This is a genomic window from Micromonospora parathelypteridis (genome assembly GCF_014201145.1).
GTDB lineage: Bacteria > Actinomycetota > Actinomycetes > Mycobacteriales > Micromonosporaceae > Micromonospora > Micromonospora parathelypteridis.
Map to the genome: position 1 here is coordinate 2,015,088 of NZ_JACHDP010000001.1, position 14,051 is coordinate 2,029,138.

9 protein-coding genes and 1 pseudogene are annotated in these 14,051 nt (G+C 71.9%); 4 read left to right on the forward strand and 6 right to left on the reverse strand.

The window, feature by feature from the left end:
• The first annotated feature begins 189 nt into the window (after nucleotides 1-189).
• On the forward strand, nucleotides 190-2,154 hold the full coding sequence (locus HNR20_RS08740) for a penicillin-binding transpeptidase domain-containing protein (RefSeq protein ID WP_184178033.1): 1,965 nt from the start codon (nucleotides 190-192) through the stop codon (nucleotides 2,152-2,154).
• A 1,232-nt stretch (nucleotides 2,155-3,386) separates the two neighbouring features.
• Here the strand turns inward: HNR20_RS08740 and HNR20_RS32230 are convergent.
• The 6 genes and pseudogenes from HNR20_RS32230 to HNR20_RS08770 form a co-directional block, all read right to left on the reverse strand.
• A pseudogene (locus HNR20_RS32230) lies at nucleotides 3,387-4,355 on the reverse strand (arginase family protein); the annotation flags it as partial.
• A 66-nt stretch (nucleotides 4,356-4,421) separates the two neighbouring features.
• Nucleotides 4,422-5,345, reverse strand: coding sequence for a tetratricopeptide repeat protein (locus tag HNR20_RS08750; RefSeq protein WP_184178037.1), 924 nt, complete (start codon nucleotides 5,343-5,345; stop codon nucleotides 4,422-4,424).
• A 222-nt stretch (nucleotides 5,346-5,567) separates the two neighbouring features.
• On the reverse strand, nucleotides 5,568-7,256 hold the full coding sequence (gene icmA / locus HNR20_RS08755; protein ID WP_184178039.1) for a coenzyme B12-dependent isobutyryl-CoA mutase large subunit: 1,689 nt from the start codon (nucleotides 7,254-7,256) through the stop codon (nucleotides 5,568-5,570).
• A gap of 96 nt (nucleotides 7,257-7,352) precedes the next feature.
• Nucleotides 7,353-7,763: an Asp23/Gls24 family envelope stress response protein gene (locus tag HNR20_RS08760; RefSeq protein WP_184178041.1), complete on the reverse strand. Its 411-nt coding sequence runs from the start codon at nucleotides 7,761-7,763 to the stop codon at nucleotides 7,353-7,355.
• Between the two features lie 106 nt (nucleotides 7,764-7,869).
• Nucleotides 7,870-8,874, reverse strand: coding sequence for a methylmalonyl Co-A mutase-associated GTPase MeaB (meaB, locus tag HNR20_RS08765; RefSeq protein WP_184178043.1), 1,005 nt, complete (start codon nucleotides 8,872-8,874; stop codon nucleotides 7,870-7,872).
• Nucleotides 8,871-10,070, reverse strand: coding sequence for an acetyl-CoA C-acetyltransferase (locus HNR20_RS08770; RefSeq protein ID WP_184178045.1), 1,200 nt, complete (start codon nucleotides 10,068-10,070; stop codon nucleotides 8,871-8,873). Before HNR20_RS08770 ends, meaB begins: the two co-directional genes overlap by 4 nt.
• Before the next feature lie 61 nt (nucleotides 10,071-10,131).
• Between HNR20_RS08770 and mce the strand changes: the two genes are divergently transcribed.
• The 3 genes from mce to HNR20_RS08785 all read left to right on the forward strand — a co-directional run bounded on the left by mce (nucleotide 10,132) and on the right by HNR20_RS08785 (nucleotide 13,980).
• Entirely contained in the window at nucleotides 10,132-10,605 is a 474-nt protein-coding gene (gene mce, locus HNR20_RS08775) for a methylmalonyl-CoA epimerase (protein WP_184178047.1), read from the forward strand.
• 415 nt (nucleotides 10,606-11,020) lie between these two features.
• Nucleotides 11,021-12,376, forward strand: a complete 1,356-nt coding sequence (gene ccrA / locus HNR20_RS08780; protein WP_184188188.1) for a crotonyl-CoA carboxylase/reductase — start codon at nucleotides 11,021-11,023, stop codon at nucleotides 12,374-12,376.
• A gap of 341 nt (nucleotides 12,377-12,717) precedes the next feature.
• Nucleotides 12,718-13,980 (forward strand): DivIVA domain-containing protein, encoded by a 1,263-nt coding sequence (locus HNR20_RS08785; protein WP_184178049.1) that lies wholly within the window; start codon nucleotides 12,718-12,720, stop codon nucleotides 13,978-13,980.
• The last annotated feature ends 71 nt before the right edge of the window (nucleotides 13,981-14,051 follow it).

Consider the following 14,051-nt stretch of genomic DNA (forward strand, 5'->3'; position numbering starts at 1 on the left):
CCGGATCGGGACTTTGTCCTTTCACCCGTTGCGGGTACGAGGTTGGCCGGCTGCGGGATACCCCGCCACGGGATGTTCATCACACTGGCCCGGCCCGTCTTTAGGCGCGCCCGCACACCTGGGGGACGTTCAGGACGGCGTCGGCGTACTACCGTGCGAGGGCACTCCGAGATCGGAAGGACCAGCTCCATGCCCTTGTCGTACCCCCGGCCCCACCGGCCGAACCCCGTCCGCCGTGTGGCCGCCGCCTTCACCGCGGCCCTGCTCACGGCTGGCGTTCTGGCCGGCTGCTCGGGTGACGACGGGCCGCAGAGCACCGTCGACGCCTTCCTCGCCGGCTGGCGCAGCGGCGATCTCCAGGCGGTCGGTCTGATCGACCCGACCGGCGCCAAGCTGCCGTCGGCCGACGTGGCCCGCGAGATCAAGGAACTTTCCGGTGAGTTCGCGGCCACCCCGCCCACGCTGACGAGTCGCGGCGAGCCGAAGGTCACCAAGGACATCGCGACCGCGCCGATCCGGGTGGAGTGGAAACTGCCCGGTGAGGCCCGCTGGGCGTACGACCGGGAGGTGCGGCTCGCCCACGGCGACGACGACCAGTGGCAGGTGATCTGGGAGCCCCGGGTGATGCACGAGCAGCTCACCAAGGGAGACCGGTTGGCGCTGCGCCGCGACGCCGGCACCCGGGCCGGGGTGCTGGACGCCGCCGGGCAGCCGCTCGTGACCCCCCGCCCGGTGGTCCGGGTCGGCGTGCAGCCGAACGGCGTCACCGACTTGAAGAAGCTGGTCAAGGACCTCGACGCGGCGTTCAAGGCGATCCGCCCGGCGCTGGTCCCCGCCGTCGACCTGGCCGACCTTCCCGAGCGGGTCGCCAAGGCCGAGCCGGGTGCCTTCGTCGAGGTGGTGTCGCTCCGCGAGGAGGCGTACCTCCAGATCAAGCCCCGGATCTACGACCTGCCCGGCACCAAGTTCCAGTCCGACAAGATCGACCTGGCGCCGACCCGCGAGTTCGCCCGGGCGTTGCTCGGCACCGTCGACCCGGCGCAGGCCGACGACATCGCCGCGCACCCCGACCGGTACGTCGTCGGCGACATGGTCGGGCACGGCGGCCTGCAGGGCCGCTACGACGAGCGCCTGCGTGGCGGCACCGGGCTCACCGTGGTGGTCGAGCGTCTCGCCGAGGGCGGCAAGCTGGAGCCCACCGGCACCGAGTTGTTCCGCCGGGAGGCGCAGCCCGGGCAGGCGTTGAAGACCACGTTGGATGTCGCGATCCAGAACGCGGCCGACGGGGCGCTGCGTGCGGAGCCGCGCCGAGCCGCGCTGGTCGCGGTGCGGATCAGCGACAGCGCGGTGCTCGCTGCGGCGAACGGCCCCGGGCCGGCCGGGGAGAATCTGGCCTTCGCCGCCCAGGTGCCTCCGGGCTCCACGTTCAAGATGGTCAGCACACTGGGCCTGCTGGACCGGGGGGCGATCACCCTGGACGGGCCGGTGGCGTGCCCGAAGACCTTCACCGTCGATGGCCGGTCCTTCAAGAACTCGGACAACTTCGAGCTCGGCTCGGTGCCGTTCCGCACCGACTTCGCCAAGTCCTGCAACACCGCGTTCGCGTCGCTGGCACCGAAGCTGGGCGGCGACGGGCTGGCCGCCGCCGGTCGCGCACTGGGCCTGGAAGGTCAATGGGACCTCGGCGTCGACGCCTTCACCGGCAAGGTGTCAGCGAACGGCAGCCAGGCCGAGCAGGCAGCCGCCTCGTTCGGGCAGGGCACCACACTGGTCAGCCCGCTCGCCATGGCCGGCGCCACCGCAGCCGTCGCCCGAGGCCGGTTCGAGCAGCCGAAGCTGCTGACCGACCCGGCGCCGGCCAAGCCGGCCCCGGCGGGCGAGCAGCTCAAGCCAGAGTCGGTCGCGGCGCTGCGCACCATGATGCGCGAGGTGGTCACCAGCGGCACCGGCAGCGCGCTCAAGGATGTGCCAGGCGAGGTGTACGGCAAGACCGGCACCGCCGAGTACGACGACAACCCCGCCCACACCCACGCCTGGTTCGTCGGCTGGCGGGGCGACGTGGCGTTCGCCGTGTTCGTGGAGAAGGGCGGCGCCAGCACGGCCTCAGCCGTCCCGATCGCCGAGCGCTTCCTCCGCGCCCTCCCCACCACCTGACCGACCTGGCACCACGAGCCGCGAGGACCCAGACCCGGCCGGCGTCAGCGCCGGGTCTGGGTCTGGGTCGGTGATCCACACCAGATCGGGACTGCTGACCTCCACCAGATCGCCGACATGGCGGCATCCGCGCGCGTGATCCACACCAGATCGGGACTGCTGACCTCCACCAGATCGCCGACATGGCGGCATCCGCGCGCGTGATCCACACCAGATCGCCGACATGGCGGCATCGGCGCGAGTGATCCACACCAGATCGCCAATATGGCGGCATCCAAGCGGCTGATCCACACCAGATCGCCGACCTGGCGGCATCCAAGCCGCCAGACACCCCCACATCGCCGATACGGTGTCGATCAAGCGCCTCGCGAGGCGGCCCGGGTCCGAGGCCGCCCAGGTCTGAGGTCGCGCAGGTCCGAGGCCACGGGGTCTGAGGTCGCGCGGGTCCGAGGCGGCCCGGCCCAAGACGGCCCGGCCCAAGACGGCCCGGCCCAAGACGGCCCGGCCCAAGACGGCCCGGCCCGAGACGGCCCGGCCCGAGGTCCGACGCGACGCGGTCTGAGGTCGCGCGGGTCCGGGGTGGCTCAGGCGGTGTCGGCGTTGGGGTGGTCGGCGTCGGGCGTGGTCGGCGTCGACCGCCGCAGCAGGCCGGGGCCGGCCGACGCGGGCGGGCCCACCGGTTCGCGCTCGACCGCAGCCGCGACGCCGGCCGGCCCGGGGTGCACCGGCCCGAGGATGCCGAGTGGATCCGACTTCGCGGGGGCCACGCCGCCGAGGGACAGCCGGCTCGCCACGTCGACGTCGCCAGTCGGCTCCGCCGATCGCAGACCCGACTGATCCGCCGCAGGCCCGCCGAACTGCTCGCCGGGATGCTCGACCGGCCGCACGCCGGAAGGCCCACCGACCTGCTCGACCGACCGACCGCCGGAAGGCTCGACCGACCGACCGCCGGAAGGCCCGCCGAACTGGTCGACCAACCGACCGACGGAAGACCCGCCGGAGGGTTCGGCCGACCGCACGCCGAGAGACCCGACGGAAGGCTCGGCCGACCGCACGCCGGAAGAGCCACCGAACTGCTCGACCAACCGACCGCCGGCGAGCTCGGCGTCGGCGGGCGGGCCGGCATCGACGGAGAAGTCGGTCGAGGCGGCCTCGACGTACTGCGACTTGTCGGCGGGCGCGGTTCGCGGACCGTTGGGTCGCTCGGTGGCGGCCGCGGTCCGGCCGTTACCGCGCCTCGGGTTGGGGGCCGGTCGGGCCGACAGCAGGCGGGGCGGCACCGCTTCCGGGGCGGTGACCGGGGCCAGGCCGGCGACCACGGTGTTGACGATCTCGGCCGCGTACGAACCGTCCGGGTCGTAGTCGGGGTCGAAGACGGTCAGCTCCACGCCGAGGCAGTGCGGGGTGTCGACCAGGCCGGCGAGCAGGATCTCCAGCTCGGCGAAGGCGATCCCACCTGGGTCGGGGGCGTCCACGGCGGGCATCACCGCGGGGTCGAGCACGTCCACGTCGATGTGCACCCAGTAGCCCGCGCAGTCGGCGAGCTGCTCATGCGCCCACTGGGCCGTCCGGGCGGCGCCTTCGGCACGAAGCGCGGGCACCGGCCGGGTGGTGATCCCGGCGGCCTGCAGGTCGAGCCGGTACTCGTCCTGCGCGCGGATGCCGAGCACCACCACGTCGATGTCGCGGAAGTAGGGTCGGCGCCCCTCCAGCGCGGCCAGGTCGGCCTGCCCACGCCCGGTGACGAGGGCCAGGTCCTCACCGGCGGCCGCGCCGACGTAGGAGGCGTTGCCGGGGTGCCGGAAGTCGGAGTGCCCGTCGACGAAGACCAACCCGATGCGCCCGCCGACGGCCTCACCGAGGCGGTGCATGGCCAGCGCCGAGCCGAGCAGCACGGAGCAGTCGCCGCCCAGCACCACCGGGAACTCGCCCCGGTCGATGATCGAGCCGATCCGCTCGGCGAGGGCCAGCGAGTAGTCGGCGATCTCCCGGGCGTGGCACACCCCGTCGCCGGGACGCCAGTCGCCCGGGTCGTACCGGGCGGGGGTGACGCAGCCGGCGTCGCGGGCGCGCAGCCGGGCCAGCAGGTCGTGGTCGCGCAGCGCACCGGGCGCCTTGGCGCAGCCGGGGACCGACGTGGGCGTCGGCGGCCGCAGACCGAGATTTGTCGGCGCGTCGAGGACGGCGATCCGGCGCATCATGAGCTCCCGTCCTCGATGGTCGGGCGGGCCGGCCGGAACGCCGGCCCGCGCTGGCGTGCTACGAACTCAGAACAGGGCGCTGGCCAGTGCCCGGCGCGCCGAGGCGACCGCCGGATCATCCGGGCCGGCGATGGAGAAGAGCGAAACCAGGTGCTGGCGGACCGTCTCGCGGTCCTCTCCGGCGGTGCGCCGGACCAGACCGACGAGTCGGGCGTACGCCTGCTCGGCCAGGCCGCTGAGCACCTCGATGTCGGCGGCCAGCAGTTGGGCGGCCACGTCGTCGGGGGCGCTCTCGGCGGCGGCCAGCGCGGCGGCCGGGTCCGCGCCGGCAACCCGGCGAGCCACGCCGACCTGGGCCAGCCCCGCCGTGGCCGCGGCGTCCGCCGGGGCGTCGGCCAGAATCTTCCGGTACGCCTGCTCGGCGGCGTCCAGGTCGCCGCTCATCAGCGCGTCGTCGGCCTCGTCGAGGCGGGGATCCTCCGGCTCGGCGACGGCAACACCGCCGGCCTTGAGCACAGCCTGGATCCACTGCCGCAGCTGCGCCTCGGGCACCACTCCGGAGAAGGCGTCGACCGGCTGACCGCCGACGACCGCGTAGACCATGGGAATGCCCTGGACCCGGAACATCTGGGCGATTCGCGGATTTTCCTGCACGTCGACCCGTGCCAGCACCCAGGTGCCACCACCCTCGGCGTTCAGCCGCTCCAGGACCGGGGCGAACTCGTCGCTCTCCGGGAAGCCGGCCGCGCCGAAGAAGACGATGACGGGCATGGCCATCGACCGTTCGAGCACCTCGGACTGGATGGTCGCCTCGGTGACGTCGACGATGGCGGTGTCACCGCCGGCGGTGGGTGCGCCGGGGGTGCCGTTGGACGGGCCACCCTGCGGGGGTGTGCCGGGGCGGGTACTGGCTGGTGCGGGGCCACGCAGCGTGCTGAGGTCGACCGCGCCGCGGGTGAAGATCGACGAGGTGATCCGTGGGTCGCTCATGGTTACCTAGTCTCGCACGTCAGCCCGCGATCTCAGGTCACCCGCAACCCCGACGTTGCAACTCTCACCCCGCCATCCCAGCCCCACCCCAGACCCCACCCCGCACCCCCGCGATCTTGCACTTTCTGCCGCCGAAACGCGGCATTCGCGCCGTCTGTCGGGACAGCAAATGCAAGATCGCGGGGATGCGGGGCGGGGGTGGGGCGGGGCCGGGGGGGTGGGTTAGAAGCGGGCTGGTTCGCGGTAGGTGCCCCACTCGGCGCGGAGGGCGTCGCAGATCTCGCCGAGGGTGGCTTCGGCGCGGACGGCGTCGAGCATGGCGGGGATCATGTTCTCGTCGGTACGGCTGGCCTCGACCATCCGGGTCACCGCCGCGCGAACCGCGGCCTCGTCCCGGGCGCCCTTGCGCTCGGCGAGCACCCGGCGCTGCTCCAGCTCCACCTCATGCGAGATGCGCAGGATCTCCAGCTCCTTGGCGACCGTACCGGTGTGGCAGTTGACGCCGACGATCTTCTTGTCGCCCTTCTCGAGGGCCTGCTGGTAGACGAAGGCCGACTCGGCGATGTGCCCGGTGAACCAGCCGTCCTCGATGCCGCGCAGGATGCCCGAGGTCATCGGGCCGATCTGGTGCGGTCCGTCCCCGCCGAGCTGCCGGATCCGGGCGAAGATCTCCTCGGCCTCGGCCTCGATCTTGTCGGTCAGCGCCTCGACGTACCAGGAGCCGCCGAGCGGGTCGGCCACGTTGACCACGCCGGTCTCCTCCATCAGCACCTGCTGCGTACGCAGGGCGATCTCGGCGGACTCGTCGGTGGGCAGCGCCAGGGTCTCGTCCAGCGCGTTGGTGTGCAGCGAGTTCGTGCCGCCGAGCACCGCCGCGAGGGCCTCGACGGCGGTGCGTACGACGTTGTTGACCGGCTGCTGCGCGGTCAGCGACACCCCGGCGGTCTGCGTGTGGAACCGCAGCCAGAGGGCCTTCTCGCTGGTCGCGCCGTAGACGTCGCGCAGCCAACGGGCCCAGATCCGACGGGCGGCGCGGAACTTGGCGATCTCCTCGAAGAAGTCGAGGTGCGAGTCGAAGAAGAAGCTCAGCCCCGGCGCGAAGACGTTCACGTCCAGCCCGCGGGAGAGGCCCAGCTCGACGTACCCGAACCCGTCGGCCAGGGTGTACGCCAACTCCTGCGCGGCGGTCGAGCCGGCCTCGCGGATGTGGTAGCCGGAGACCGACAGCGGCTTGTAGCGCGGGATCTCGGCGGCGCAGTATTCCATCAGGTCGCCGATCAGGCGCAGGTGCGGCTCCGGGTCGAAGAGCCACTCCTTCTGTGCGATGTACTCCTTGAAGATGTCGGTCTGCAGCGTGCCGTCCAGCTTGGACAGGTCGGCGCCCTGCCGTTCGGCGGCGACCAGGTACATGCAGAACACCGGCACGGCCGGGCCGGAGATGGTCATCGAGGTGGTGACGTCGGCCAGGTCGATGCCGTCGAAGAGCGCCTGCATGTCGGTGGCGGTGTCGATGGCGACGCCGCAGTGGCCGACCTCGCCGAGCGCCTGCGGGTCGTCCGAGTCGCGGCCCATCAGCGTCGGCATGTCGAACGCGACCGAGAGGCCACCGCCGCCGGCGCCGAGGATCATCTTGTAGCGCTCGTTGGTCTGCTGAGCGTTGCCGAAGCCGGCGAACTGCCGGATCGTCCAGGTCCGCCCGCGGTAACCGGTCGGATACAACCCCCGGGTGTACGGGTACTCGCCCGGCCACCCGATCCGCTCGAAGCCCGGGTACGCGCTGCCCTCGGGCGGTCCGTAGACCGGCTCCACCGGCATCCCGGAGAGCGTGGTGAAGTCCGCGTCCCGCTTGCGCGCGGCGTCGTACCGGGCCTGCCAGCGCGCCCGTCCGGCGTCGATTTCGTCGGCGTCCATGAGCAGGGCTCCTCCTCGGGTCCTCGACATGCACGTCGAGTGTAGAGCCCTTACCTGAACGATCGCTAAGTCAGGCTCTACCCGTGGGTAACCAGGTCAGGCCGTCGGAGCCGCAGGCCCACCCATCGCCACGTCGTCGACCCGGATGTTGACCTCGTCGACCCGCAGTCCGTACGCCTCGACCGCCTCGGTGACCCGGGCACGCACCTGGCTGGTGATCTCCGGCACCGGCTGACCGGCCTGGATCACCAGCACCAGGTTGACCACGGCGGCGTCCCCGGTCACGTGGGCCGAGCAGCCCCGCCGGGCGTCGCCCACCTGATCCAGCCCGACCCGGTCGAGAACCGAGTTGAAGAACCGGGCCACGTCCCCGCCCAGCTCGGCCACGCCGGGAACCGCGCGGGCCGCCGCGACGGCAATCTTCTCGATCACCTCGTCGGAGACCTGCGTCGTCCCGCCGGCCGCCACCGATGCCGTGGTCAGCTCCTGCGTCGCCTCGTGGTCCATAGCCACTCCCCTGCTCCTCGCGCCGGCACACCGCCCGGACCCCACCGCCGTGGGGCGGTGCGAGCCTACAAGGACGAGGTGTCGTCGGGGTGTCCCCGGTGGACGGTCAACGGGCGAGCTGGGCCAGCAGTTCGTCCGCCGCCGTGTACGGGTCGAGGGCGCCCTCGGCGACCTTGGTGGCGAGCGTGGCCAACTCCGTACCGTCGCGCAGTGAGCCGATCCGGGCGCGCAGGGTGCCGAGCGCGATCGCCTCGATCTCGGCGGCGGCCCGCGCCTCCTGGCGGCGGCGCAGCTCGCCGTGCTCGACCAGCCAGCCCCGGTGCTTGTCGATCGCGGCGGCGATGTCGTCGATGCCCTCGCCGCGCGCGGCGACCGAGCGGACCACCTGCGGTCGCCACTGCCCCGGGCCGCGCTCACCGAGGGCGATCATGCCCTGGATGTCGCGGACCGTGGCGTCGACGCCGTCCCGGTCAGCCTTGTTGATCACGAACACGTCGGCGATCTCCAGAATGCCGGCCTTGACCGCCTGGATCGCGTCACCCATGCCGGGGGCGAGCAACACGAGCGTGGTGTCGGCGAGCGAGGCGACCTCCACCTCGGCCTGCCCGACACCGACGGTCTCCACCAGCACCACGTCACAGCCGGCGCCTTCCAGCACCCGGACCGCCTGTGGCGTCGCCGCGGCCAACCCACCGAGGTGCCCGCGGCTGGACATGGACCGGATGTAGACGCCCGGATCGGTGGCGTGGTCCTGCATCCGCACCCGGTCGCCGAGGATCGCACCACCGGTGAACGGGCTGGACGGGTCGACCGCCAGCACGCCGACCCGGTGCCCCTGCGCCCGCAGCGCCCGGACCAGCTCGTTGGTGGTGGTCGACTTGCCCACCCCGGGCGAACCGGTCAGCCCCACGACCTGGGCCTGCCCGGCGTACGGCGCCAGCGCGGCGGCGATCGCCGGCAGCAGCGCGTCGCCGTTCTCCACCAACGTGATCAGCCGGGCCACCGCGCGGGGGTCACCCGCGCGAGCCCGCTCGACCAGCAGCGGTACGTCCCGACTGCGGCGCACCGACGTGGTGCCCGCTGGCGGGACGTGCTCAGCCGCTTCGCTCACTGCGCCTTCTCGACCTTGCCCGGAACGTGGATGATCAGCGCGTCGCCCTGGCCACCGCCACCGCAGAGCGCCGCCGCGCCGGTGCCGCCGCCGCGCCGCTTCAGCTCCAGGGCGAGGGTGAGTACGAGACGCGCCCCGGACATGCCGATCGGGTGTCCGAGCGCGATCGCGCCACCGTTGACGTTGACCTTGTCCGGGCTGATGCCGAGGTCACGGGTGGACTGCACGCCGACCTGGGCGAACGCCTCGTTGATCTCAATGAGGTCCAGGTCCGCGACGCTCAGACCGCCCTTCTTCAGGGCGTGGTTGATCGCGTTGGACGGCTGCGAGTGCAGGGAGTTGTCCGGGCCCGCCACGTTGCCGTGCGCGCCGATCTCGGCCAGCCAGGTCAGCCCCAGCTCCTGGGCCTTGGACTTGCTCATCACCAGCACCGCGGCGGCGCCGTCGGAGATCGGCGACGAACTGCCGGCGGTGATGGTGCCGTCGGGGGTGAAGGCGGGGCGCAGCTTGGCGAGCGACTCGACGGTGGTGTCCGGGCGGATGCCCTCGTCCTCGCTGATCACCAGCGGGTCACCCTTGCGCTGCGGGATCACCACCGGGGTGATCTCGTCGGCGAAGTGGCCGTTCTTCTGCGCGGCGGCGGCCCGCTGGTGGCTGGCCGCGGCGAAGGTGTCCTGCTCCGTACGGGAGATACCGTGCTTGGTGCCGAGCCGCTCGGTCGACTCGCCCATCGAGCAGCAGTCCCAGGCGTCGCTGAGCCCGTCGTGCGCCATGTGGTCCTTGACCACCACGTCGCCGTACTTGTAGCCGGTGCGCTGGCCCATCAGCAGGTGCGGGGCGTTGGTCATCGACTCCATGCCGCCGGCCACCACGATGTCGAACTCGCCGGCGCGGATCAGCTGGTCGGCCAGGGCGATCGCGTCCAGACCGGAGAGGCAGACCTTGTTGATGGTCAACGCCGGCACGGACATCGGCACGCCGGCCTCGACGGCCGCCTGCCGCGCCGGGATCTGACCGGTGCCGGCCTGCAGCACCTGCCCCATGATCACGTACTGGACCTGATCCGGGCTGACCCCGGCACGCTCCAGCGCCGCCTTGATGGCGATCCCGCCGAGCTTCGTGGCCGGAAGGTCCTTGAGGTTACCCAGCAGGCGCCCCATCGGGGTCCGCGCGCCGCTGACGATCACCGAAGCCATGCCTGCCTCCGAGGGGGTGCCGAGCTGTACGCCTTAACGAGTGTTCGGTCAGACTAGCGCCATGGCTGAGAACTCCCCCGCCGAGCCCGGTGCGGACTACGTCACAGACATCGGGCTTCGCAAGATTGACCACGTCGGAATCGCCGTGGCCGACCTGGACGCCGCGATCGACTTCTACCAGCGGACGTTCGGGATGCGCTGCGTACACGTCGAGACCAACGCCGAGCAGGGCGTCCGGGAAGCGATGCTGGCCGTCGGGCCGACCACCGAGGGCGGTTGCGTGCAACTGCTCGCACCGCTCACCCCGGAGTCGACGATCGCCAAGTTCCTGGACCGCAACGGGCCGGGCGTGCAGCAGGTCGCGTACACCGTGGTGGACATCGACGCGGCCTGCGCGGCGCTGCGCGCGCGGGGCATGCGCCTGCTCTACGACGCGCCGCGGCGCGGCACTGCGGACTCGCGCATCAACTTCGTGCACCCGAAGGACGCCGGCGGCGTCCTCGTCGAGCTCGTCGAGCCCGCCGCCGACCACTGACCTCCCGCCCGCCTCCCGCCCGCCGGCCACTGACCCGCCGCGCACGCCGAGAGGCCGCCCGTCCGCCGCGCGGTGATCGACTCCAGATCGCCGATGTGGCGGTGTCCCCAAGGGTGGATGCCGCCACCTCGGCGACGCGGAGTGGATCAACCGCAGCGGCCGCCTGCCCGCCGCCCAAAACCGGCCCGCAAGCACGTCAGTGCGCGGTTGGCGGGGTGGCCGGACACCTTCACGCATCGGCCGATGCAGTTTTTCACAGAGGACTTCCCGGTCTAGCTACCGTTCAGTAACGTCCGGCCCCACAGGAGCGCGACCGGTGCCGGATGTGTCGAATGCCGACATGGCGGTCGTGCCCACCGGCGCCGACGATGGCAGCACCCGGGCCCGTGCGGGTGCGGATGAACCGGAGGTCACCGTGCAGGACATCCTCGAAGCGATCATGGCGGCGGAGGAATCGAACGATCCGGACCGCGAGCTCGCCGGCGTTGCCGGGCTGCCCGTTCCGGAGAGCTACCGGGGCGTGGTGGTCCGCGCCGAGGAGGCCCGGATGTTCGACGGCATGGCCACCCGGGACAAGGACCCGCGCAAGGCGCTGCACGTGCAGGAGGTGCCGACGCCGGAGTTGGCGCCGGGCGAGGCGTTGATCGCGGTGATGGCCAGCGCGATCAACTACAACACGGTGTGGACCAGCATCTTCGAGCCGCTGCCCACCTTCAAGTTCCTCCAGCGCTACGGCCGGGTCTCCGAGCTGACCCGCCGCCACGATCTGCCGTACCACGTGGTCGGCTCGGACGCGGCGGGTGTGGTGCTGCGCACCGGCCCCGGGGTGACCCGCTGGGCGCCCGGCGACGAGGTGGTCGCGCACTGCCTCTCCGTCGAGTTGGAGGACGCGGCCGGGCACGACGACACCATGCTCGACCCGCAGCAGCGGATCTGGGGCTTCGAGACCAACTTCGGCGGGCTGGCCGAGATGGCCGTGGTCAAGGCCAACCAACTGATGCCCAAGCCGCGGCATCTGAGCTGGGAGGAGGCGGCCAGCCCTGGGCTGGTCAACTCCACCGCGTACCGGCAGCTCGTCTCGCACCACGGGGCCAACATGAAGCAGGGCGACGTGGTCCTGATCTGGGGCGCCTCCGGCGGCCTCGGCGGGTACGCCACCCAGATGGCGCTCGGCGGCGGCGCCATCCCGATCTGCGTCGTCTCCTCGCCGGAGAAGGCCGAGCTGTGCCGCAAGATGGGCGCGGAGCTGGTCATCGACCGGGCGGCCGAAGGTTTCCGCTTCTGGAAGGACGAGGAGACCCAGGACCCGGACGAGTGGCGGCGCTTCGGCGAGCGGATCCGTGAACTGACCGGTGGTGAGGACCCGGACATCGTCTTCGAGCACCCGGGGCGGGAGACGTTCGGCGCAAGTGTCTACGTGGCCCGGCGCGGTGGGACCATCGTCACCTGCGCCTCCACGAGCGGTTTCCTGCACCAGTACGACAACCGCTACCTCTGGATGCACCTCAAGCGGATCATCGGCAGCCACTTCGCCAACTACCACGAGGCGTGGCAGGCCAACCGCCTGGTCTCGCTCGGCAAGGTGCACCCCACGGTGTCCCGCACCTACTCGCTGGAGCAGACCGGTCAGGCCGCGTACGAGGTGCACCGCAACGCCCACCAGGGCAAGGTCGGGGTGCGCTGCCTCGCACCCACCGACGGGCTGGGCGTACGCGACGGGGAGTTGCGGGCCCAGCACGAGGACGCGATCAACCGCTTCCGGGGGCACTGACCGGCAGCGCCGGTACGGCGAGCACTGACCGGCAGCGCCGGTACGGGGGCACTGCCCCGGCAGTCGGCCGGACGGATGAACGCTCGATGGCCAATGCGGTGATCGGACATTGTTCTTCCGCTCCCATTAGCGGAAAACCCACCCGGAACGAACAAAGGGCCTCGGGGTAACCCCGGGGCCCTTTTCCGCGTCACGCTGCGTGGCGTCCGACCCGCCCGGGACCTGCCAAGATCGCCGATTGGTCCGGCCCTGCGGATCGCGGCAGTTGACCATGTAAAGAGGGCACGAAAGCTTCGCACCGCTCTTGCGAAGCACCCTGGGGCGTCTGCCAGTATGTCCCAATGCCCCAGCAGCAGTCCTCCCCTCTCGCGTTCTTCGATAACGCGAACTCGCAGCCAGACTTCACCGTCGGCCTGCGCGGTTACAACACTCACCAGGTCGATGACTTCCTCGGCCGGATGACCGCCGCGCTGACCCAGTCCGAGCAGGCCCGTGCCGAGGCCGAGCAGCGGATGAACGACGCCCAGCGTCGACTCCGCCAAGCCGAACAGCGCATGAGTGCGCTGGAGCAGAAGCTCACCGACACGAACAAGCAGCTCGAAGAGAACAGCCGACCCACCCTCTCCGGGCTCGGCACCCGCGTCGAGCAGATCCTCCGGCTCGCCGAGGAGCAGGCCAACGATCACCGCAACGAGGCGAAGCGCGAGTCGGAGGGCATCCTCTCCGCCGCCCGCCTCGAGGCCCGCGAGATCACCGACAAGGCACGTGCCGAGGCCGCGGCCATGAAGGCCAGCGCCGAGCGCGAGGCGGGCAACCTGCGCACCGCCGCCGAGCGCGAGGCCGCCGAGGTTCGGGTGCAGGCCCGCCGTGAGGCTGACACGCTGCGCGCGGACGCCGACCGCGAGACCAAGCAGCTGCGTACCGTCACCGCGCACGAGGTGGCCGAGCTGAAGTCGACCGTCGAGCGGGAGGTCGCCACCCTCCGGGCCACCGCCGAGCGGGAGATCACCCAGCAGCGGGCGAAGGCCGCCCGCGAGGCTGAGGAGAAGCGCGCCGAGGCGACCAAGCTGCTGACCGATGCGCGGGACAAGCGCGACAAGGACCTCCAGGCTCTGGAGCTCCAGTTGGCCGAGCGGCGGGAGAAGTCCGAGCGCGAGGAGTCCGAGCGGCACGCCGCCCAGGTCGCGCAGACCCAGAAGATGGTCAGCGAGGCCGAGCAGCGTGCCCGGGCCGCGCAGGAGCGGGCCAAGGAGATCGAGCAGCGCGCCGAGGCTCGGCGGGTCGAGTCGGAGCGCAACGCCGCCGAGACGGTGGACAAGGCCAAGGCGCACTCCGAGAAGACCCTCAACGAGGCCAAGGCCGAGTCGCAGCGTCTGCTCACCGAGGCCCGCACCGAGGCGGAGCTGACCACGCAGGCCGCCCGCCGCGAGGTCGAGGACCTCACCCGGCAGAAGGACGCGGTCACCTCGCAGCTGGGCCAGATGCTCTCCGGGCTCGCCGGCATCGTTCCGGGGATGCCGGCCGCGGCCGCCCCGGCGGCCAAGCCGGAGGCCAAGAAGGCCGATGGCGGTCAGGAGCGGGTGCCCGCGGAGACCGCTGGCTGACGCGAGGCGTCAGATCGGGGCATCGACGGCGCGAGGTGACACCGGGTGACCGGTGCAACCTCGCGCCGTGT

What these genes read in the sequence shown, in the direction of transcription:
- HNR20_RS08740 (WP_184178033.1), top strand. Translation starts at nt 190, where the DNA reads ATGCCCTTGTCGTACCCCCGGCCCCACCGGCCGAACCCCGTCCGCCGT.
- HNR20_RS08750 (WP_184178037.1), bottom strand. Translation starts at nt 5,345, where the DNA reads ATGAGCGACCCACGGATCACCTCGTCGATCTTCACCCGCGGCGCGGTC.
- icmA (WP_184178039.1), bottom strand. Translation starts at nt 7,256, where the DNA reads ATGGACGCCGACGAAATCGACGCCGGACGGGCGCGCTGGCAGGCCCGG.
- HNR20_RS08760 (WP_184178041.1), bottom strand. Translation starts at nt 7,763, where the DNA reads ATGGACCACGAGGCGACGCAGGAGCTGACCACGGCATCGGTGGCGGCC.
- HNR20_RS08770 (WP_184178045.1), bottom strand. Translation starts at nt 10,070, where the DNA reads ATGGCTTCGGTGATCGTCAGCGGCGCGCGGACCCCGATGGGGCGCCTG.
- mce (WP_184178047.1), top strand. Translation starts at nt 10,132, where the DNA reads ATGGCTGAGAACTCCCCCGCCGAGCCCGGTGCGGACTACGTCACAGAC.
- HNR20_RS08785 (WP_184178049.1), top strand. Translation starts at nt 12,718, where the DNA reads ATGCCCCAGCAGCAGTCCTCCCCTCTCGCGTTCTTCGATAACGCGAAC.